This window comes from Actinomyces sp. HMT897 (assembly GCF_016626125.1).
Taxonomy (GTDB): Bacteria; Actinomycetota; Actinomycetes; order Actinomycetales; family Actinomycetaceae; genus Actinomyces.
The window spans coordinates 76,090-95,864 of sequence record NZ_CP067336.1 but is presented as its reverse complement, the minus strand read 5'-3'; the positions used below and the strand labels follow the sequence as shown (position 1 = coordinate 95,864).

General features: G+C 72.6%; 16 protein-coding genes and 1 tRNA gene. 8 read left to right on the top strand and 9 right to left on the bottom strand.

What is annotated here, in order from left to right; translation table 11 throughout:
* The first annotated feature begins 153 nt into the window (after positions 1-153).
* The 6 genes from zwf (at position 154) to JJJ15_RS00385 (ending at position 6,238) form a co-directional block, all read left to right on the top strand.
* Positions 154-1,713 (top strand): glucose-6-phosphate dehydrogenase, encoded by a 1,560-nt coding sequence (gene zwf, locus JJJ15_RS00410; protein ID WP_200511065.1) that lies wholly within the window; start codon positions 154-156, stop codon positions 1,711-1,713.
* The gene (locus tag JJJ15_RS00405) at positions 1,710-2,702 is read left to right on the top strand and encodes a glucose-6-phosphate dehydrogenase assembly protein OpcA (RefSeq protein ID WP_200511064.1); all 993 of its coding nucleotides are present in this window, start codon (positions 1,710-1,712) and stop codon (positions 2,700-2,702) included. Before zwf ends, JJJ15_RS00405 begins: the two co-directional genes overlap by 4 nt.
* Entirely contained in the window at positions 2,699-3,517 is an 819-nt protein-coding gene (pgl, locus tag JJJ15_RS00400; RefSeq protein ID WP_200511063.1) for a 6-phosphogluconolactonase, read from the top strand. The genes JJJ15_RS00405 and pgl overlap by 4 nt, the downstream gene beginning before the upstream one ends.
* A 73-nt stretch (positions 3,518-3,590) precedes the next feature.
* Complete coding sequence (locus JJJ15_RS00395; protein WP_200511062.1) at positions 3,591-4,637, top strand: HNH endonuclease family protein; 1,047 nt, start codon at positions 3,591-3,593, stop codon at positions 4,635-4,637.
* A gap of 9 nt (positions 4,638-4,646) precedes the next feature.
* Positions 4,647-5,066: a S4 domain-containing protein gene (locus JJJ15_RS00390; protein WP_200511061.1), complete on the top strand. Its 420-nt coding sequence runs from the start codon at positions 4,647-4,649 to the stop codon at positions 5,064-5,066.
* Positions 5,067-5,188: 122 nt separating this feature from the next.
* Positions 5,189-6,238 carry an alpha/beta hydrolase gene (locus JJJ15_RS00385; protein WP_200511060.1) on the top strand — a complete coding sequence of 350 codons (1,050 nt, stop codon included), beginning with the start codon at positions 5,189-5,191 and terminating at the stop codon, positions 6,236-6,238.
* On the opposite strand, the gene JJJ15_RS00380 is transcribed toward JJJ15_RS00385, so the two are convergent.
* The 7 genes from JJJ15_RS00380 to JJJ15_RS00350 form a co-directional block, all read right to left on the bottom strand.
* Complete coding sequence (locus JJJ15_RS00380; protein ID WP_200511059.1) at positions 6,207-7,142, bottom strand: HAD-IIB family hydrolase; 936 nt, start codon at positions 7,140-7,142, stop codon at positions 6,207-6,209. The two genes, JJJ15_RS00385 and JJJ15_RS00380, sit on opposite strands and share 32 nt — an antisense overlap.
* A gap of 337 nt (positions 7,143-7,479) precedes the next feature.
* Positions 7,480-7,911, bottom strand: a complete 432-nt coding sequence (locus JJJ15_RS00375; RefSeq protein WP_200511058.1) for a hypothetical protein — start codon at positions 7,909-7,911, stop codon at positions 7,480-7,482.
* A gap of 376 nt (positions 7,912-8,287) precedes the next feature.
* Complete coding sequence (locus tag JJJ15_RS00370; protein ID WP_246742085.1) at positions 8,288-8,533, bottom strand: helix-turn-helix transcriptional regulator; 246 nt, start codon at positions 8,531-8,533, stop codon at positions 8,288-8,290.
* Positions 8,534-9,289: 756 nt separating this feature from the next.
* A tRNA-Pro gene (locus JJJ15_RS00365) sits at positions 9,290-9,363 on the bottom strand.
* A 171-nt stretch (positions 9,364-9,534) separates the two neighbouring features.
* On the bottom strand, positions 9,535-9,831 hold the full coding sequence (locus tag JJJ15_RS00360) for a rhodanese-like domain-containing protein (RefSeq protein WP_200511057.1): 297 nt from the start codon (positions 9,829-9,831) through the stop codon (positions 9,535-9,537).
* Between the two features lie 29 nt (positions 9,832-9,860).
* Complete coding sequence (gene pgi / locus JJJ15_RS00355; protein WP_200511056.1) at positions 9,861-11,522, bottom strand: glucose-6-phosphate isomerase; 1,662 nt, start codon at positions 11,520-11,522, stop codon at positions 9,861-9,863.
* Positions 11,523-11,622: 100 nt separating this feature from the next.
* Positions 11,623-12,783: a DUF6880 family protein gene (locus JJJ15_RS00350; RefSeq protein WP_200511055.1), complete on the bottom strand. Its 1,161-nt coding sequence runs from the start codon at positions 12,781-12,783 to the stop codon at positions 11,623-11,625.
* A gap of 601 nt (positions 12,784-13,384) precedes the next feature.
* On the opposite strand from JJJ15_RS00350, the gene JJJ15_RS00345 reads away from it, so the two are divergent.
* Entirely contained in the window at positions 13,385-14,473 is a 1,089-nt protein-coding gene (locus JJJ15_RS00345; RefSeq protein WP_200511054.1) for a pentapeptide repeat-containing protein, read from the top strand.
* A gap of 38 nt (positions 14,474-14,511) precedes the next feature.
* Here the strand turns inward: JJJ15_RS00345 and der are convergent, their stop codons facing one another.
* Both der and JJJ15_RS00335 read right to left on the bottom strand, forming a co-directional pair.
* Complete coding sequence (gene der, locus JJJ15_RS00340; RefSeq protein WP_200511053.1) at positions 14,512-16,686, bottom strand: bifunctional cytidylate kinase/GTPase Der; 2,175 nt, start codon at positions 16,684-16,686, stop codon at positions 14,512-14,514.
* A gap of 153 nt (positions 16,687-16,839) precedes the next feature.
* Positions 16,840-18,438 carry an RNA polymerase sigma factor gene (locus JJJ15_RS00335; RefSeq protein ID WP_106109024.1) on the bottom strand — a complete coding sequence of 533 codons (1,599 nt, stop codon included), beginning with the start codon at positions 18,436-18,438 and terminating at the stop codon, positions 16,840-16,842.
* Between the two features lie 146 nt (positions 18,439-18,584).
* Between JJJ15_RS00335 and JJJ15_RS00330 the strand changes: the two genes are divergently transcribed.
* Positions 18,585-19,724 (top strand): polyprenyl synthetase family protein, encoded by a 1,140-nt coding sequence (locus tag JJJ15_RS00330; protein ID WP_200511052.1) that lies wholly within the window; start codon positions 18,585-18,587, stop codon positions 19,722-19,724.
* The last annotated feature ends 51 nt before the right edge of the window (positions 19,725-19,775 follow it).

Genomic DNA, 19,775 nt, shown 5'->3' with positions numbered 1-19,775 from the left:
GCCGTCGGCGAGCCTACCCGTACCCGGGTGGTGCCACCGGCTGCCGGGTGGTGCCACCTCCACCCGCTGCCGGGCGGCGGGCGAGGGGCCGGGGCCGTACAGTGGGGCGGGACCGCCCGTACCGGCAGGCCGACGCCCGTCCTAGGAAGGCTCATGCCCATATCCGCCACCGCACCGCAGGGTGTCAACCCCCTGCTCGACTCCCGTGACCTGCGTCTGCCGCGTATCGCGGACCCCTGCGTCCTGGTCATGTTCGGCATCACCGGGGACCTGGCCAGGCGCAAGCTCCTGCCCGCCGTCTACGACCTGGCCGGCCGCGGCCTGCTCTCCCCCGCCTTCTGCCTGGTGGGGGTGGGGCGGCGCGACTGGGACGACGAGGCCATGCGCTCCTACGTGGCCCAGGCGGTCCGCTCCGGGGCCCGCACGCCCTGGCGCCCGGCCGTCTGGGAGCAGCTGGCCGCCGGGATGCGCTTCGTCACCCTGAGCTCCTTCGACGACGCCGCCGCCTACGCCCGCCTGACCCAGGTGGTGGAGGACCTCGACGCCAGGCGCGGTACCGGCGGCAACCGGGCCTTCTACCTGTCCATCCCACCGGGCTGGTTCCCGACCGTCACCCAGCAGGTGGCCGCCTGCGGGCTGGTGGAGGAGGCGCCGGGGGCCTGGCGGCGGGTCATGGTCGAGAAGCCCTTCGGCCACGACCGCGCCTCCGCCGCCGAGCTGGACGCCCTGGTCGGACGTATCGTGCGCCCTGACGACGTCTTCCGGGTGGACCACTACCTGGGCAAGGAGACCGTCCAGAACATCCTGGCGCTGCGCTTCGCCAACACCATGCTGGAGCCGTTGTGGGACCAGCGCTACGTGGACCACGTCCAGGTCACCATGGCCGAGGACATCGGTATCGGCACCCGGGCCGGCTACTACGACAGCATTGGCACCGCCCGGGACGTCGTCCAGAACCACCTCCTCCAGCTCCTGGCCCTTACCGCCATGGAGGAGCCCACCAGCATGGAGGCCGGGGCCGTGCGGGCCGAGAAGGAGAAGGTGCTCCAGGCGGTGAGCCTGGGCCGCGGCGGGGTGACCGACCTGGAGGCCACCACCGTCCGGGGACGCTACGCCGCCGGCTTCCAGGGCGGTGAGCGGGTACGCGGCTACCTGGAGGAGGACGGCGTGCCCCCTACCTCCCGCACGGAGACCTTCGCCGCCCTGCGCCTGGAGGTGGGCAACCGGCGGTGGGCGGGGGTGCCCTTCTACCTGCGGGCCGGCAAGCGTCTGGCACGACGGGTCACGGAGGTGGCGGTCGTATTCAAGAAACCACCTTTCCTGCCTTTTGAGGCGGCATCGACGGCCAGCCTGGGCGGGGGCGCCGTCGTCATGCGCATCCAGCCCGACGAGGGCATGACAATGCGTATCGCCTCCAAGGTGCCCGGCACCCACATGGAGCTGCGTGACGTCTCCATGGACTTCGCCTACGGGGCCTCCTTCAACAACGACTCCCCCGAGGCCTACGAGCGTCTTATCCTCGACGCGCTCCTGGGCGACGCCCCCCTCTTCCCCCACCAGCGGGAGGTGGACCTGTCCTGGAGGATCCTCGACCCGGTCATCGAGCACTGGGCCGCGGCCGGCGCCCCCGAGGACTACCGTCCCGGCTCCTGGGGGCCTGAGGGCGCCACAGAGCTCCTCGCCCGCGACGGACGTGCCTGGAGGCGCTCATGATCATCACCCTGCCGGCCACGACCACCGACGAGATCGTCTCCGTGCTCCTGACCCAGGAGGGGGCGGCCGGATCCAGCCGGGTCCTGACCCTCGTCATCGACACCTGCGCCGCCGACCTGGAGGAGGCCCTGACGGCCGCCCACGGGGCCAGCCGCGACCACCCCAGCCGGGTCGTCGCCGTCGTGGCCCCCGGGAGCCCCCGGGCCGGTGCCGGTCTCCCCGCCGTCGTCCCGCCCGCCAGCACCGCCCACGAGGGGCACGACGCGGGGGGCGGGCACCTCGACGCCGAGGTCCGCCTGGGCCACCACGCCGGCGCCGGGGAGACCGTGGTCCTGCGGCCCTTCGGGGAGGCGGCCAGGCACACGGACACCCTCGTGGTGCCCCTCCTGCTGCCCGACGTCCCCGTGGTCACCTGGTGGCCGGGCCCCTTCCCCGACGTGCCCGCCCAGGCGCCGCTGGGCCGCCTCGCCCACGCCCGGATCACCAACACCCCGGCCCAGGCCGACCCGGCCGCGGCGCTGGCCTCCCTGGTGGCGGTGCACACCCCGGCGGACACCGACCTGGCCTGGACCCGTATCACCCTGTGGCGCGCCATGGTGGCCTCCGTCCTGGACCCCGCCCTGCGCAGGCAGGCGGTGGAGTGCGTCGTCGTGGCCGGCGAGCCGGGCAACTCCTCGGTACGCCTCATGGCCGCCTGGTTGCGGCTGCGCCTGGGGCTGCCGGTGAGCCGGACGGACGTCGCGGGCAGCCGCGGTATCGCCTCCATCACCACGCGCACCACCGAGGGCGATATCACCATCACCCGCCAGGACCCCGACCGCGTCGTCATCACCAGGCCGGGGCGGTGCCAGCCGGAGGCCGTCACCATGGCCCGGCGCGAGCCGGTCACCACCCTCAACGAGGAGCTGCGGCGCCTGGCCCCGGACCTGGTCTACCAGGAGGTCCTGGCCTCCCTGGAGCAGGGCCCCGGGAAGGGGGAGCCCCGGTGAGCACCACGTCAGGTACCGCCCCCGGCGCGGGGGCACGTGGCGCCGACCCCGCCGCGGCCACTGAGGCCGCAGCCGCCGCGCTCCCCGCCCCCACTGTGCGGGTCCTGGGCAACCTCGCCGCCGCCGCGCACCTGGCCGCCCAGGACACGGCCGAGCACCTGGCCAGGGCGGTGTCCGCCCGGGGCGTGGCCCACCTGGCCCTGACCGGCGGCTCGGCGGGCCAGGCCCTGGCCGGCCTCCTGGCCCAGGTCCTGCCCAGACGCCTGGGCGCGGGGCTGGGGGCCGTGCACGTGTGGCTCGGTGACGAGCGCTTCGTGCCTGCCGGGGACCCGGAGCGCAACGACCTGCTGGCCGCGGGCCTGCTCGACGCGGGGCTGGGGGCCGGCAACCTCCACGCCGTGCGCGGCCCGGAGCGGGTCGCCGACGTGGAGGCCTCCGCCCGGGCCCTGGAGGCGGACCTGGACAGGTGGCTCGGCCCGCCCGGGACCGGGCGCCTGGACGTGGTCCACCTGGGCCTGGGGCCGGACGCCCACGTGTGCTCCCTGTTCCCGGGCCACCGTGCCGCCCTGGCCCAGGGGACGCGCACCGTCGCCGTGCGCGACTCCCCCAAGCCGCCCGGGCAGCGGGTCTCCCTGACCTTCACGGCCCTCCAGGCGGCACGCTGCGTCATGGTGGTCGCCGGGGGCGCGGCCAAGGCGCGGGCAGCCGCCCTGGGGCTGGGCAGGCCCGACGTCCGACGGGCCCCGGCCTCCTGCGGCCGCGGCCGGCAGACCCGGTGGTACCTCGATGAGGCCGCCGCCTCCCTGCTCCGCTGAGGTGCCCGGGAAGGCCGGGCGCCACGCCGTCGGACCCGCCGCCGATGCCGGCGCCCCGTCCTACCCTGCACCCATGGCCTCTACCACCCCGCCCCGCCCTGCGCGCCACCCGGTCCCGCCGCGCCGCCTGGCGGCGGCCCTCTGCCTCGGCCTCCTGGTCCTGGCCTCCCCGCTGGCAGGCGTCCCCACGGGGGCGGCCCACCCGGTGGCCCAGGCCCCCTCGGTCCCCTCACCCACCCCGTCGGCGGGCTGGGACGAGCGCGGCGACATGGTCATGGGCGCCCAGGACGCCCTGACCGCCCTCGACGCGCTCCCGGCTGACAACCCGGCGGCGTCCTCCTGGGGCGAGGGGGGTCGGTTGAGCTGGTTCGGCCAGTCCTGGGAGGACGTGGACGGTGACGGCTGCGACACGCGCAACGAGATCCTGGCCCGGGACCTGACGAGTCCGGACTTCTCCCGCTCCCAGGGCATCCAGGACCGCAGCCAGGGGGCCGGTCAGGGCGCGGCGGGCTGCCCCAACGCGACCGTGTGGTCCGGGACCCTCCACGACCCCTACACGGGGCGCGACATCAGCTTCAGGCGGGGGCAGGACAGCAGCGGCGCCGTCCAGATCGACCACGTCATCCCCCTGAACTACCTCTACGCCCACGGCGCGTGGGCCTGGGACCAGCGCACCCGGCTCCTGGTGGCCAACGACCCCCTCAACCTCCTGGCCGTGGACGGCCCGGCCAACAACGCCAAGGGGGCCTGCGGGCCGGCGACGTGCCCGGCAGGATCCACGGAGAGGGGGAACTGGAACCCGGCCAAGGGGGGCGGCTGGTGGCCGCCGAACGACGCCTACCGCTGCCAGTACGCCCAGCGTTTCGTGACGGTGGCCGCCACCTACCAGCTGGGGCTGCCGGAGGCGGACAGGAAGTCACTGCGCTCGGCCCTCAGTGACTGCGCGGCCGGAGGCGACGGCGCCCCCTTCCCGGGCCATCAGATCCAGCAGCTGGTGGAGGCGGTCCTGGGCGACTCCTGGATCTCGGCCCTGACGGCCGCGGGGCTGTCGGCGCTCGGCGTGGGGCTGATTGTGCGGGTCCGCCGCAGGCTGGGGCCGGGCGGCAGCGGGCGCCGCTAGGATCAGGCCATGACTACCCAGCAGGCCTTGGGCAACGGGCTGGTGAGCGTCCGGGTGGACGTGTGGCTGTGGAGCGTGCGGCAGGCCCGCTCCCGCTCCGCGGCCACCGCCGCCTGCCGGGCCGGGCACGTGCGGGTCAACGGTGAGACCGCCAAGCCGGCCCAGCACGTGCGGGTGGGCGACGAGGTGCGCTACCGGGTGGACGGCTTCGACCGCTTCCTGCGGGTGCGTGCCCTCCTGCGCAAGCGCGTGGGGGCGCCGCTGGCCCGGACGGCCTACGAGGACTTCTCCCCGCCACGTCCCTCGCCCCTGGACGCCCCCGCGGCCATTATCCGCCCTCGTGGCGCGGGGCGGCCCACCAAGAAGGAGCGCCGCCAGCTGGACGCCCTCATGGGAGGGGGCCGCCACCCGGATCGGTCATCCGGCTGACCCCTCCTGCCGGGGGCCCGGGATCTCCGCCATATGTCCCTACCAGACAGGTGAGGTGGACGGGCCCCGGAGGACGTAGCCTGCACAGGTCCCAATCGTGCCTCACGTCTCAGGAGATCCCCATGATCCCGTGCTCGGCGCAGACCCACTCCGTCGGCTCCCTCGCCCTGGCCGGGCTGGCCGCCCTGGGGGCGGCGACGGCGTTCAGTACCCGCCGCCCTGACCTGGGGCCCGCCTTCCACCTGGTCTCCCCCGAGCTCCGCGCCCCGCTGCTCGTCCTGGGGCACGGGCCCACGCAGGCCCCCGAGCCGGCCCCCTCCAGGCGGCGCCGGGGCTCGACCATGACCATGGGCAGGGTCTTCCCCCGGGGCCTGGGGCACCCCTGCATCGTCATGTGCCCGGACCGGGCGGTGCGCACCTGGTTCTACGAGACCCCCGAGCGCGGCGAGACGGGGCCGACCGGGGTCCTGGTGTGGTTCCACGGTGGCGGCATGATCTCGGGCTCCCCCGCCCAGGACCACCCGTGGTGCAGCCGGATCGCCTACGAGCTGGGGCTGCTGGTCATCTCGGTGGACTACCGACTGGCCCCGCAGCACCCCTTTCCCGCGGGGCTCGACGACGCCTTCGACGTCGTGGCCTGGGTGCACGAGCACGCCCAGGACCTGGACGTGGACCCCCGGCGTATCGCCGTGGGCGGGGCCAGTGCGGGGGGCGGTATCGCCGCGGCGCTGGCCCAGCGCGCCCATGACGCGGGGGTGCCGCTGGCCCTCCAGCTCCTGGTCTACCCCATGCTGGACTGCACCACCGGGGCCGGTGGCGTGGAGGTGCCCGGGCGCGGCGACTTCGTGTGGACCGCGCACCAGAACGTCGAGGCCTGGAAGGCCTACCTCGGCCACTCCGCCAGCGAGCCGGAGACGCGCCCCTACGCCTCCCCGGCCCAGCGCGAGGACCTGCGGGGCCTGGCTCGGGCGTGGGTCGGTGTCGGTGACCTCGACCTCTTCTACGCCGAGGACCTGGCCTATGCCGACAGGCTCGCCCAGGCCGGTAACAGGGTGACGGTCAGGACGGAGCCGGGGATGTACCACGGCGCCGACTACATCCCCTGGGCGGCCGCCATGCGTGAGTTCCGCGCGGACGCGCTCAGGTCGCTGCGTGAGGCCGTGGCCGCCTAGCTGCTGGCCCCGTCCCGGGGCCTTGGGGACGGGGCCCGACCCCGGGCGGGGTGCGACGCAGGAGCTCGGAGATGGTGCGCAGGACGCCGTCGTCGGTGTTGGCCGGGGCCGTGTAGTTGGCGACGGCCTGGATACCGGGGTGCGCGTTCTCCATGGCGAAGGAGAGATCGGCGTAGTCGTACAGGCCCAGGTCGTTGAGGTAGTCCCCGAAGACGGCCGTCTGGGCAGGGGTGATGCCGTGCGCCTCCTGGAGGGCCCTGAGGGCCAGGCCCTTGGAGGCGGTGTAGGAGATCATGTCGGTCCAGTGGATCCCGGCGGCCATGACCTGGACGCCGGTGACGGCGGACATGAGGGCCTGGGAGCTGCCTCTCTCCACGTCCTGGAAGTCGAAGGTGGCCGCCTTGACCACGTTGTCCAGGTCAATGGTCAGCAGGTCGTCCACCTCCTGGCGGGAGGCGTAGAAGCGGCGGACCTGCTCCATAAAGCGCTCGTCACGGCGCTCCACGTAGGCCCGCTCCACGCCTGAGACGACGATGCCGACGTCGTAGCCCTGCTCAAAGAGCCGCCGTGTGGCCAGCACGGCCTGGCGCACGGCGGGAGCGGGCATGGTGTTGGTGTAGATGACCCTGGGGCCGTCGGCGACAATGGTGCCGTTCTCGGCGATCACGGGCCCCTGGGCCACGATCTCCCCCAGGAGCTCCTGGAGGTTTCCCAGCTGGCGTCCGGAGGCGGGGGCGAACAGGACCCCGTGCTCCTTCATGCGCGCCAGCACCTCGTGCAGGCCGGTGGGCAGACGGCCGTCGCCGTCCAGGAGCGTCCCGTCCATGTCACTGACCACGAGCCGGAGATCCACCGTCCGGGGCAGGGCGTTAACCAGGCGAGGTGGAAGGGGGGCAGGCGTCATAGAGGCATCATCGCAGGGAGCCCCGGAGGCCGCCACACCGGCGCGACGTGATCTGACCACGACCGCGGGCCCCGGGGTGCCTGTGGCGCCGCAGGCACCCTGAGGCGGCGGGCAGGCTCCGCCCTCCCCGCCCTTCCGCGAGAACGGTACTTATTGCTCGCGAGAACGGTACTTATTCGTCGCGAGAACGGTACTTGTTGGCCGTGAGAACGGGAGTGTGCCCGGCAGGCTCCTGGGGCCGCCCGGTCTGCGCGACCCTCCTGCCCTGGGCGTGAGGGACTCGACGGCGCCACCGGGCCGGAGGGTGACCAGGCCGTCCCCCGGGCGTGGGGATCTCTTAGCCGGTCTGACCGTAGGGGGGCTGCTGGCCGTAGCCCGTGGCCTGCCCGTAGGTGGTGGGCGTGGGCTGGATGTTGTAGCCGTGCGGGGGCGTGCCCTGCGTGCCGCGAGGCCCTGGTGTGCCAGGAGCTGCGATGCCGTGGGGTCCTGTCTGGGTGGTGGACCGGGCCTGCCTCGAGGACCTCTTGTTCAGGGCGCGCCAAATCCCGCGGCCAGCCCTGAACAGGAGGACAAAGGGAAGTGTCAGGAGCCGGAGCAGGAGCTTGAAGAGGTACTCCCCGATCTCGTCACCGAACAGGAACATAATGATCATGAGCAGTATCACGGCCCCGATCAGGATCCCGAACTTGACCTCAGCAGAGAGGTAGCCGTTGACCCACAGGTAGACAATGGCCCCCAGCACCACCAGGACCACGACAACAGCGTACAAGAACGTGCGGTGGCCGTGGTGGTTGTCATTGACTCCCCGGGGTGCGGGACCGGGAACTGACGAGGGCGGTCCCTCGGAAGAGAAGTAGGAGATGGCAATCCTAATAACCTCAACAAGACGTTGGAGCAGTCCCTTAGGAGAGGAGTGGGAGGGCCGGGACGGCGGCTGTGAGCTCATAGGCTCTATCGTGCCTGCCTCGTGGGGGTAGGACGGGCAGGACAGGGCCTGTCCGCCGGAGTGTCTCCTGTTCGTGCCACCAGGGGCGGGGCCCACGTCGGGAGTCGAGCACCGCGGGGACGCGACCGGACCGGCGTCAGGTAGGTGCAGGTAGGTGGCGGAACGGGGACGGGCCGCAGTCGACGGCGACCGGCGCCGCTCACCCACGTAACCCCCGTACCAGCTCCCCCGGATCCACGTCCAGGACACGGGCGACACGCAGGATGTTGTGCAGGGACAGGTTGCGCTGGCCGCGTTCGACCTGGCCGATGAACGTCCAGTGCAGCTCGCTGCCCTCGGCCAGGGCCTCCTGGGACAGCCCCAGCTCCCGGCGTCGGGCACGCACCCGCGCCCCGAACTCGCCAGCAGCAGACGAGATGGGCGGCTTGGGCGAGGTACCAGACACCTTCTCATCACAGCGAGCCCAACCTTCTGTGTCCAGAGACTATGCGTCTCAAGTAAATATATCCTATACCATGGCTAAATATGTTCTATACTGTGGTGCGACAGCCAGACCGAGGAGGTGGTGCTTATAGGGCGATAAGCGGTACAACGAGGCACCTGCGTCACACATGTCAGGCGGAGACGACGTGACGGCCCGTGCTGCTACTGCTGCGTAAAAGCGCCGTCGCGCCTCGCCGCCTGAAGGATCCCCCACGACGAGGGTGAGCTCTGTACACGTGCCTGAGAGCGCCCGTCACCGCATGACGGGCGCTCTCAGGCTTTGTGCGCCTGCATTGCTCGGCTGGCACGCCCTTTGCGTCCTGGGAGCCGGACAAGGCCACGCCGTCCGCCCCGCGCGGGCGCACTGCTGCGGCCGTCCAAGTACTATCTGGAAAGTGGGTCCCCACCTGCCCCGCGCGGGCGCGCTTTCTTGCAGATCTCACGACCCGCGGAGGAGCGTGCGGGGCCTTACGGAGCGTGCGGGGCCTTACGGGATTATCCCGATATACCTCGGAACCCGGTGAGGGACCGGCACAGGAGCCCGCGGGATATGCAAGGAGCTCGTGCAACAGCTTCCCTCCGAAAGAGAGGGAAAAGCCCCCGGGCCAAAGGTGCAGCTAAGGGTAGAGCCAGAGGCGCGCTCCGGGGTCCACTCGGTGAGTTATCGCCCTGACTCCCGGAGACAACGAGAGCCGCTGAGAGTCTCAGCGGCTTGCAGTCGGGCTGGCGGGATTTGAACCCACGACCCCTTGACCCCCAGTCAAGTGCGCTACCAAACTGCGCCACAGCCCGTGCCCTGCGCAGCCGCTTGTGGCAGCCCGCCCGGGACGAGAAGAACCTTAGACCACGATCCGCCCGGACCAGAAATCGACTCGCGGTGACACCCCCCACACCTCCTGTCCGACGGCGTCGTCGCGGGCGGTTCGGGGCCTGCCCCTGCCCCAAGGCAGGCCCCGAACGGGTTCAGGCGCTGGCGAGCCAGGCCCGCATGCCGCCGCTGACGTTGAGAAGCTCACCGGGGTACCCGGCAGCGGTCAGCGCCTCAATGGCGCGTGCTGAGCGTACGCCTGCCGCGCAGACCACGGCCGTGGGCCTGGTGGCGTCGAGCTCGTCGCGGCGCTCCACGACCTGTCCCAGGGGGATGCTCACCGAGCCCTTGATGGCCGCCTGGGCGACCTCGTGGGGCTCGCGCACGTCGAGGACCACCAGGTCCCCCTTCTCCAGGCGGTCGCGCAGCTCCTCGGTACTGATCTCCTTCACGGGCTCCTCCTTTTCAGGCTCGGTGGTGGTCAGGCGCCGTAGCGCAGCTTCCGGTAGCGGGTGATCAGGCCCTGGGTGGAGGCGTCCTGGGCCCCCAGGGCATCGGCGTCGCCCTGGACGGCGGGGGCGATCTGGAGGGCGAGCTTCTTGCCCAGCTCCACGCCCCACTGGTCGAAGGAGTCAATGCCCCACACAATGCCCTGGGTGAAGGTGATGTGCTCGTACAGGGCGATGAGCTGACCCACCACCGCGGGGGTCAGGGCCGGGGCCAGGATCGAGGTAGTCGGCCTGTTGCCGGTAAAGACGCGGGCCGGGACGATCTCCTCGGGCGTGCCCTCGGCGCGCACCTCCTCGGCGGTCTTGCCGAAGGCGAGGGCGGCGGTCTGGGCCAGGTAGTTGGACAGGAACAGCTCGTGGACGTCCGTCTGCCCGTCCTTGGTCGGGTGGGCGGGGCTGGCCGCGGCGATGAAGTCGGCGGGGATGAGCTGGGTGCCCTGGTGGATGAGCTGGTAGAAGGCGTGCTGGCCGTTGGTGCCGGGCTCGCCCCAGAAGATCTCGCCGGTGGCGGTGGTCACGGGGCTGCCGTCCCAGCGCACCGACTTGCCGTTGGACTCCATGGTCAGCTGCTGGAGGTAGGCGGCGAAGCGGTGCAGGTACTGGGCGTAGGGCAGGACGGCGTGGGAGGCGGCGTGGTAGAAGTTGACGTACCAGACGTTGAGCAGGCCCATGAGCATGGGCACGTTCTCGGCCGGGTCCTTGGTGGCGAAGTGCTCGTCCACGGTGTGGAAGCCGCCCAGGAAGTCGGCGAAGTTCTCCGGTCCGACGGCCACGGCCAGGATGGTGCCCACGGCGGAGTCCACCGAGTAGCGTCCGCCCACCCAGCTCCAGAAGCCGAAGGCGTTGGCGGGGTCGATGCCGAACTCGGCCACCTTGTCCAGGGCGGTGGACACGGCTGCGAAGTGCCTGGCGACGGCGCCCTGGGTGCTAATGCCCCGCTGCTCCAGCGCGTCCAGGAGCCAGGCGCGGGCCATGCGGGCGTTGGTGAGGGTCTCCAGGGTGGTGAAGGTCTTGGAGGCGATAATGAACAGGGTGGTCTCGGGGTCGAGGTCGCCCACCTTCTCGGCGCAGTCGGTGGGGTCGATGTTGGAGATGAAGCGGCACTCCAGGCCGTCCTGGACGTAGGGGCGCAGGGCCTCGTAGACCATGACCGGTCCCAGGTCGGAGCCGCCGATGCCAATGTTGACGACCGTCTTGACGGGCTTGCCGGTGACGCCGGTCCACTCCCCTGAGCGTACGCGCCGGGCGAAGGCGTAGATCCGCTCCAGGACGTCGTGGACGTCGGCCACGACGTCCTGGCCGTCCACGCTCAGGGAGTCGGTGGCCGGGCGGCGCAGAGCGGTGTGCAGGACGGCGCGGTCCTCGGTGACGTTAATGTGCTCCCCGGCGTACATGGCGTCGCGGCGGCCGGGGACGTCGACCTGGAGGGCGAGCTCGGCCAGTGCGTCACGCACGTCGTCGGTCAGCAGGTTCTTGGACAGGTCGACGTAGAGGTCGCCCAGCTCGTAGGAGAAGCGCTCGGCGCGGCCGGGATCGTCGGCGAACCAGGCTCGCAGATCGGGGTCCAGGGACTCGTGGAGAGCGGTGAGAGCGGACCAGGCGGGTGTGGTGGTGGCGTCAACGGGCTTGATCATGACGCCCAGTCTAAACGGGGAAGGTCCCGGCGAGGGGCGCTCCGGCCCCGCGGGGCGGGGAGATCATGGCGCTGCGCGGGGAGGGCCGGCGGCCCCGGCCCTACAGCCCCGCCCGCCTCAGCTCATCGTGCACGGTGGGGCGGTGCCGGCAGCTGTCGCGCAGGTTGTCCAGCCAGACCCGGAAGCGCCTCGTGTGCGCGCCGACCCGCCGCCCCGCCCCGGCGGCCCCGACGGCGCCCCCGCCCTCATCCGCCGGGCCCGCGCCCGCGTCGGCGGCGGTGGTCTCGGCCGCGGCCGCCTCGTCGGCCGCCGCGGCGATATCGCGCAGCCGCACGGCGAACTGCGCGATCCTCTGCGACGTCTCCCTGCCGGAGCGCCGCCCCAGCGTCCGCGTCACCGCCTCCTCGTACAGGCGCATCGCGTCCGCGGGCCGGGGCTGGGGCGCGGCGTCGGCCAGTTCCCGCCAGGCGTCGTCGGCGCCCCACCGGTCGGCGGCCCGCCAGGCGCGCTCGACGTCGCCCTCGTGCAGCGCCAGGGCGATGGGGATGTCCGCGTCGCGCCAGTTGCGCCCGTCGATCCACGCCAGCGCCGCCTCGCGCTCCCGGTCCCGGCGGCCCAGGCGCTCCGCGGTGTCCAGGAGCAGGTCGTAGGCGTCCGCGCCGGGGTTCTCCCGGAACAGCCGGTGCGCCAGCGCCACGGCGTCGTCGGGCCGTCCGGCCCCGATGTACAGGTCGATCGCCCGCGGCGCGTCCAGGCGCCTTCTGACGATGTCCGTGTCCTCCGGTCGGTCCCAGAAACTCCTCCCCACGCGCCCGGCGGCGACGGCGCGGTCGAGCCAGGCCATCGCCTCGTCCCGCCGCCCCGCCGCCAGCAGCCGCTCGACGATCGAGGCGTACCAGGGGCCGGTGTTCTCCTCGGCCAGGAGCTCCACGGCCCGGTCGACGTCCCCGTCCGCGTCGGCCAGCTCCACCTCGAGCACGAACCTCTGCCGACTCGGCGGCGCGGCCTCGACGGCCCCCCGGTAGACGGCGAGCCCCTCCTCCCCCAGCGCCGGGAGGAAATCGGTCAGGGCCAGCTCCGGGCAGCTCAGGCCCTCCAGCCGGAACTGCGCCAGCCAGGTCGCCAGCGCGCCGACGTCGGGCCGGCCCTCGCGGCAGGCGCGCGCGTACAGCTCCGCGGCCCGGTCGCTGGCCCGCTCCATGAGCCCGCCGGTGTCGCCCTGGCCCTCGTACAGGTCCGGGCGCAGGCGCACAATGATCATGTGCAGCGGCGGGGCGGCGGCGTCGGCCCCGCCGTCGTCGATCAGGGCCTCCAGCTCGTCGAGGAAGTCGAGGATGTCGGCGGCGTAGCCGTTGTCCGCGTACTCCCCGTACTCGAAGTCGTAGGATTCGTAGTCCTCGTAGCCCTTGGGCGCGGACAGCAGGGCGGCGGACCGGGTCCTCGCCCGCCCCGCCCCGGCGCTCCCCGGCCAGCTCCGCGACGGCCTCCAGGGTGCGGCGCACCGTCTCGGAGCACTCGGCCAGCGTGAGCACCAGCTCGTGCAGCTCGGAGCGGTTCAGGCCGTCCAGGTAGGCCTGCACCGCGGGGTCCGGCCCGTCCTCGCCGATCACGACCTTCATCGCACCGTCCTCCTCGACTGTCCCGGCGCTCCGCTGCGTCCGAAATCCGCCGCCCGCCGGGGCGACCGGGCCGGCGACGGCTACAGTCTACGGGGTCAGCCCCGTGCCGCGCCCGCGCGGCCGCGACCCGCAAGGAGCCCCATGGCCCCCGCCGAGCCCGCCCTCACCACGGCCGACGCCGTGCGCGCCGCCCTGGCCGGGTTGTCCGACGACTCCAGGGCGGAGCAGTGAGAGGAAGCCCAGATGTCTGAGACGACCGGTACGAGGAAGCCTCGCCGCGGGTTCCTGCGCGCCGTGACACGCCGGTTCGGTACGTGGCCCTTGTTCGGCGTCATCCTCGTATGGGTGGTGCTCGCCCTGGTCGTGTTCACCGTCCTGGGGTGGCTGTGGGGTGAGGGCCCGCTCTGGTCCTGGCAGCGGTGGCTGACGAACTGGCGCGGCGCCGGCGCGGGGGCGGGTTCGCTCGACCTCGTCAAGGTGTCCCTGACCACCATCGGAGGCATTGGAGGCACTGGCTATCTCGTCATCAAGTACCGCGAGCGGGCCAGCGCCGAGCGCGCCGAGAGGGATGCCGAGCAGGACAGGGCCGAGCAGAGGCTGCTCAGCGGGGTGCAGCAGCTGGGAAGCGGGTCACCACAGGTGAGGATCGCCGGGGTCTACTCCCTCGCCGACGTGGCGGACACCCACCGCGGGGAGTACCGCCAGCGCGTGGTGAGCATCCTGTGCGGGTACCTGCGAACGCAGCGCGGTGAGTGGAGGACCATCGTCAACGAGCAGGACGGACCGGAGCAGTCCAGCGAGGAGAAGGTCTACGTGAGCCACGACGGCGCCGTCGAGTCGACGGTGCTGGAGGTGCTCGTCAGGCACCTGCGCAAGCGGCGCGAGAAGACGAAGCACCGCGGGGCAGTCACCCAGCTGGTCGAGGACGACCAGCTCTGGTGCGACTGCACCATCGACCTTCACGACGCCGTTCTTACCGAGATCGCCAACTTCCAGGGCGCGACCTTCACCAACGCCAACTTCCAGGGCGCGACCTTCACCAACGTCAACTTCCAGGGCGCGACCTTCACCAACGTCAACTTCCGGGACGCGACCTTCACCAACGACGCCAACTTCTGGGACGCGACCTTCACCAACGCCAACTTCTGGGACGCGACCTTCAGCAGGTCGGCACCACCGATGGGTCTTCCACCTGAGCAGGTCGATGAGGACGGTCTGCCGCACGGTGCCCGGTGGGCCGACGCCGATGACGAGGGCCTCGAGGCCGGCTCCCCTGATGACGCCCCCGCTGAGGACACGGGCCCCGGTTCCACTGGCTCCGCTGCCTCGTGACCGCCGGGAACCGCTGACCGCGCGGCAACGGCGCCGCCTCACCGCCGCCGGCGCTTCTCGCGCGCGCGCACCGAGATCTGGATGGGCGAGCCGGTGAAGCCGAAGTCCTCGCGCAGGCGGCGCTCGATAAAGCGGCGGTAGCCGGCGTCGAGGAAGCCGGTGGTGAAGATGACGATCCGTGGTGGTGCCGTCTGCGCCTGGGTGGCGAAGAGGATCCGCGGCTGCTTGCCGCCGCGCAGGGGGTGGGGGGTGGCGGACTGGAGCTCGCCGAGGAAGGCGTTGAGGCGTCCGGTGGGGACGCGGGTGGTCCAGCCCTCAAGGGCGGCGTCCAGGGCGCGTGCCAGGCGGTTGGTGTGCCAGCCGGTGCGGGCGGCCAGGTTGATGTGGGGGGCCCAGGCCACGTGCGCCAGGTCCTGGTCGGTCTGACGGGCGAGCTGGGTGCGGCGGTCCTCGTCCACCAGGTCCCACTTGTTGTTGACCAGCACCAGGGCCCGTCCGGCGTCGATGACCTGCTGGATGACGCGCACGTCCTGCTCGCTCAGGGGCTGGGAGGCGTCCAGCAGGACGACGGCGACCTCGGCCTTCTCAATGGCGCCCTGGGTGCGCAGGACGGCGTAGTAGTCCGCGCCCCGCACCTGGCGTACCCGGCGGCGGATGCCGGCGGTGTCGACGAACACCCACTGGCGTCCGTCGAGCTCAATGACCTCGTCCACCGGGTCGCGGGTGGTGCCGGCGGTCTCGTTGACCACGACCCGGTCCTGGGCGGCAATGGCGTTCAGGAGGGAGGACTTGCCCACGTTGGGGCGTCCGACCAGGGCCACGCGGTGCAGCCTCCCCTCGGGCGGGGGGGCGGCGACCGCCGAGACCTGCGGCAGGACGCTGACGACGGCGTCGAGCACCTCCCCGCTGCCGCGGCCGTGGAGCGCCGAGACCGGGTAGGGCTCGCCCAGGCCCAGGCCCCACAGGGCGGCGGCGTCGCCCTCCTGGGCCGAGGAGTCCACCTTGTTGGCGGCCAGGACCACGGGCTTGCCGCTGCGGCGCAGCATCTTGACCACCTGGGCGTCGGTCTCGGTGACGCCGACCCGGGCGTCCACCACGAGCAGGACGGCGTCGGCCCTGTCGACGGCGACCTCGGCCTGGGTGGCCACGGCGGCGTCCAGGCCGGCCACGTCCACCTCCCAGCCGCCGGTGTCCACGATGGTGAAGCGGCGCCCGGCCCACTCGGCCGGGTAGGAGACCCGGTCCCGGGTGACGCCGGGGGTGTCCTGGACCACGGCCGCCCGGCGTCCGATGACCCGGTTGACCAGGGTGGACTTGCCCACGTTGGGGCGTCCGATGACGGCCAGGACCGGCAGGCCCGCCTCGGGGGCGTCCTCGGCGGGGCCCTCCTGGTCACCCGAGAGCAGGGCCAGGTCCTCCTCGTCCAGCTCGTAGTCCTCCAGCCCGGCGCGCAGGGCCCGGGCCCGCTGGTGGTCCTCCTGGCTCTCCGCGGGGTCCTGGGGCCGGGCCCCAGGGCCGGGCAGGGCGGCCCGGACCAGGTCCAGGACGTGCCCGACCGTCTCCTCCAGGGTCATGTCGGAGGTGTCCACGAGGGTGACGCCCTTGGGGGCGGTGAGGAACTGGGAGACGGTGGCGTCGTCCCGGTCCCGGCGCAGCACCTGGTCGCGCAGGGCGGCCGCGTCCACGGCCTTGCCCGCGGCCTCCAGGTCCCTGGCGCGGCGCTCCAGGCGGGCCTGCTCCGAGGCGGTGAGCAGGAGGCGTACGTCGGCCCCGGGGGCGATGACGGTGGTGATGTCACGGCCCTCGGCCACGATCCCGGCGCCCCCGGAGAAGGAGTCCGGGCTGGTGGACTCGCGCTCAATGACCTCGCGCTGGAGGCGGGCCAGCTCGGGACGCACCCGCGGGTTCGTGGCCACCGTGGAGACCACGGCGGCGATGTGGGGCTCGCGGACGGCGGCGGTCACGTCCTGGCCGTCGCAGTGGACGCGGGGGTCGGCGGGGTCCACGCCCACCTGGAGCGGCATGGCCTCCACCGCCGAGGCGACGGCGTCGGCGTCACTGAGGTCGATGCCCTGGCGCTCGCACCACCAGGCGGCGGCGCGGTACATGGCGCCGGTGTCCAGGTAGGCCAGGCCTGCCCGGGCCGCTACCAGCCTGGAGACCGTCGACTTCCCCGATCCGCTCGGTCCGTCAATCGCGACAACGACTCCCATGGGGCTCCTTACACGTCAGGGCAGGCTGGGCCCACCGGCCATCTGGGACCAAGCCTGCCACGGGGCCCGGGGGCCCACGGTGCCCGCTGCCATGAGTTCGCGCACGCCCCCAGGCCGCCCCAGGGCGCGCGGCCACCGGCCGGCAGGGAGGCCCTAGTCCAGGTAGTCGCGCAGCACCTGGGAGCGGGAGGGGTGGCGCAGCTTGGACATGGTCTTGGACTCTATCTGCCTAATGCGCTCGCGGGTGACCCCGTAGACCTTGCCGATCTCGTCCAGGGTCTTGGGCTGGCCGTCGGTCAGGCCGAAGCGCATGGACACCACGCCCGCCTCACGCTCCGAGAGGGTGTCCAGCACGGCGTGGAGCTGCTCCTGGAGGAGGGTGAAGCTCACCGCGTCGGCCGGGACCACGGCCTCGGAGTCCTCGATGAGGTCGCCGAACTCGCTGTCCCCGTCCTCGCCCAGGGGGGTGTGCAGGCTAATGGGCTCCCGGCCGTACTTCTGGACCTCCACGACCTTCTCGGGGGTCATGTCCAGCTCCACGGCCAGCTCCTCGGGGGTAGGCTCGCGGCCCAGGTCCTGGAGCATCTGGCGCTGGACCCGGGCGAGCTTGTTAATGACCTCCACCATGTGCACCGGGATGCGGATGGTGCGGGCCTGGTCGGCCATGGCCCGGGTGATGGCCTGGCGGATCCACCAGGTAGCGTAGGTGGAGAACTTGTAGCCCTTGGTGTAGTCGAACTTCTCCACGGCGCGGATCAGGCCCAGGTTGCCCTCCTGGATGAGGTCCAGGAAGAGCATGCCGCGCCCGGTGTAGCGCTTGGCCAGGGAGACCACCAGGCGCAGGTTGGCCTCCAGCAGGTGGTTCTTGGCGCGCTGGCCGTCCTGGGCGATCCAGTGCAGCTCGCGGCGGTTCCTGGCCTGCAGGGTGGAGCCGGTGGTGGCCAGCAGGTGCTCGGCGTACAGGCCGGCCTCGATGCGCTTGGCGAGCTCGACCTCCTGGAGGGCGTTGAGGAGGGCGACCTTGCCGATCTGCTTGAGGTAGTCCTTGACCGGGTCCGCTGTGGCCCCGGCGGTGACCACCTTCTGGGCGGGCTCGTCGGCCTCGTCGGAGTCGGAGACGGTGAAGGAGCCGTCCTTGTCCTTGTCCTGGTTCCTGGAGCGCCTGCCCGAGCGCTTGGCGGCCGCCTTCTCCGCCTCCTCGCGGCGCATGCGCTCCAGCTCACCGGTCAGGGCGGCGATGGAGGGCTGCATCTTAATGCCCTTAATGACCCAGCCGCGGAAGATGTAGCCGTTCTGCGTCAGGAACTCGCGGGCCACCATGGGGGCGGAGTCCCCCACGATAAAGCGTGGTACCGGGCCGTGCCCGTAGGGGGCCATGGTGATGGGGGCCTCCAGGGTCCCGTCGCCGCAGATCTCCAGGCCCGTCACCACGGTGCGGGAACGCACGTAGAGGGTGGAACCGGGGGTGATCCTGAGTCCCTTGAGGACGGCGGGGTCGTTGAAGGGGTGCTTCTTGGTGCCGTCCCCGTTGGCCTCCAGGGAGACGTCGAGGTAGTAGTCGTGCGGCTCGGGGACCGGCTCCTGGTCGGGCTCCTGGTGGGAGCCCTCCTCCGGGTGCTCGCCGCGGCCCTCGCCGGCCTCGGCGCCGTCGTGCTCGTCGGTCCCGTCAGCGCCGCCCGGGCCGGTGTCCTTCTCGTCCTGGGGGTCGTTGACGTGGTCCACACGGGTGCGCGTAGCGGTGGAAGAAGCCACGGAGTTCCTTTCGCGTCAGGTAGGCCAGGCGGTGGCTGGTGCGGGAGCGGCGCGACCAGCCTCACCAACTCAGCAGACAACCTCGCTATTGTAGCGTTTATTCCCGTTTCTGACGCCCTGTGCCCGGGGCCGGTTAGGCTGGGGCAATGAGTGAGCTGAGCTTCGTCACCACGCTGGTACGCGCCGCCGTCGACCGCCGCCTGCACGAGCTCACGGACCGGTGGCGCTCCCGGCTGCCCGGGGAGGCGGGGGCCGACCTGCTGGGGCCGGCACAGCAGGCCCTCTCCGGCGGCAAGCGTATGCGCCCGGTCCTGGCCGCCGTGGGCATGACCCTGCGCACCCGGGCGGGGCGCCCGGAGGTGATGGGCGGGGCGGCCTCGGCCCGCCTGGGAGCGGCCCTGGAGCTCTACCAGGCCAGCGCCCTGGTGCACGACGACGTCATTGACGCCGCCCCCACCCGCCGGGGCCTGCCCGCCGCGCACCGCTCCTTCTCCACGTCCCACCGGCAGCGCGGCTGGCGCGGGCGACCCGGCACCTACGGCACCAGCGCGGCCCTGGTCCTGGGGGACTGGCTGCTCTCACAGGCCGGGCTGGAGATGGGGGCCGCCTGCGCCGCCGCCCGGGACGGGGCGGGAAACGGGGACGCGGGCCCCTGGCGGGCCCGGGAGCTCTTCGACCGCATGACCGCCGAGGTCGCCTACGGGCAGTTCCTCGACGTGCGCGCCGAGGTGGTGCCCCTGCCCGGTGAGGAGGACCCGGCAGGGGCCGGGCAGGAGATGCTGGGACGGGCCCTGGAGGTGGTACGCCGCAAGTCCGCCCGGTACTCCGTTGTGCAGCCCCTGCTCCTGGGTGCCCTCCTGGCGGGCACCGACCCGGACGCGGCCCTCCTGGGGGGCCTGGCGCGCTTCGGCGAGGAGGTGGGGACCGCCTTCCAGCTGCGCGACGACGAGCTGGGGGTCTTCGGCGACCCGGCCGTGACCGGCAAGCCGGCCGGGGAGGACCTGCGTGAGGGCAAGCGCACGGCCCTGCTGGCCCTGACCTGGCAGCGCACGGACACCGCTGGACGCGACCTGCTGCGCCAGGTCCTGGCCTCCCCCGGGGACGGGACCGGGGCCGCGGCACGCCTTATCGAGGACTGCGGGGCCAGGGCCGCCCACGAGGACCTCATCGCCTCCCACCGGGCGTGCGGCCTGGAGGCCCTGGAGGCGGTGCGCCCCCTCATGGAGGCCCCCAGCGCCGCGCTCCTGGAGGCCCTGGCCGACCGGCTCACGCGCCGCAGCGCCTGACTCCCCGGCCTCGCCCCGGCGTGCCCGCCGCGCGGCGCTTCCGCCACGGGT

Excerpts from the sequence above, each read along its gene's own strand:
- zwf (WP_200511065.1), top strand. The coding sequence starts at position 154 with ATGCCCATATCCGCCACCGCACCGCAGGGTGTCAACCCCCTGCTCGAC.
- JJJ15_RS00405 (WP_200511064.1), top strand. The coding sequence starts at position 1,710 with ATGATCATCACCCTGCCGGCCACGACCACCGACGAGATCGTCTCCGTG.
- JJJ15_RS00395 (WP_200511062.1), top strand. The coding sequence starts at position 3,591 with ATGGCCTCTACCACCCCGCCCCGCCCTGCGCGCCACCCGGTCCCGCCG.
- JJJ15_RS00390 (WP_200511061.1), top strand. The coding sequence starts at position 4,647 with ATGACTACCCAGCAGGCCTTGGGCAACGGGCTGGTGAGCGTCCGGGTG.
- JJJ15_RS00385 (WP_200511060.1), top strand. The coding sequence starts at position 5,189 with ATGATCCCGTGCTCGGCGCAGACCCACTCCGTCGGCTCCCTCGCCCTG.
- JJJ15_RS00380 (WP_200511059.1), bottom strand. The coding sequence starts at position 7,142 with ATGACGCCTGCCCCCCTTCCACCTCGCCTGGTTAACGCCCTGCCCCGG.
- pgi (WP_200511056.1), bottom strand. The coding sequence starts at position 11,522 with ATGATCAAGCCCGTTGACGCCACCACCACACCCGCCTGGTCCGCTCTC.
- JJJ15_RS00350 (WP_200511055.1), bottom strand. The coding sequence starts at position 12,783 with ATGATCATTGTGCGCCTGCGCCCGGACCTGTACGAGGGCCAGGGCGAC.
- JJJ15_RS00345 (WP_200511054.1), top strand. The coding sequence starts at position 13,385 with ATGTCTGAGACGACCGGTACGAGGAAGCCTCGCCGCGGGTTCCTGCGC.
- der (WP_200511053.1), bottom strand. The coding sequence starts at position 16,686 with ATGGGAGTCGTTGTCGCGATTGACGGACCGAGCGGATCGGGGAAGTCG.
- JJJ15_RS00330 (WP_200511052.1), top strand. The coding sequence starts at position 18,585 with ATGAGTGAGCTGAGCTTCGTCACCACGCTGGTACGCGCCGCCGTCGAC.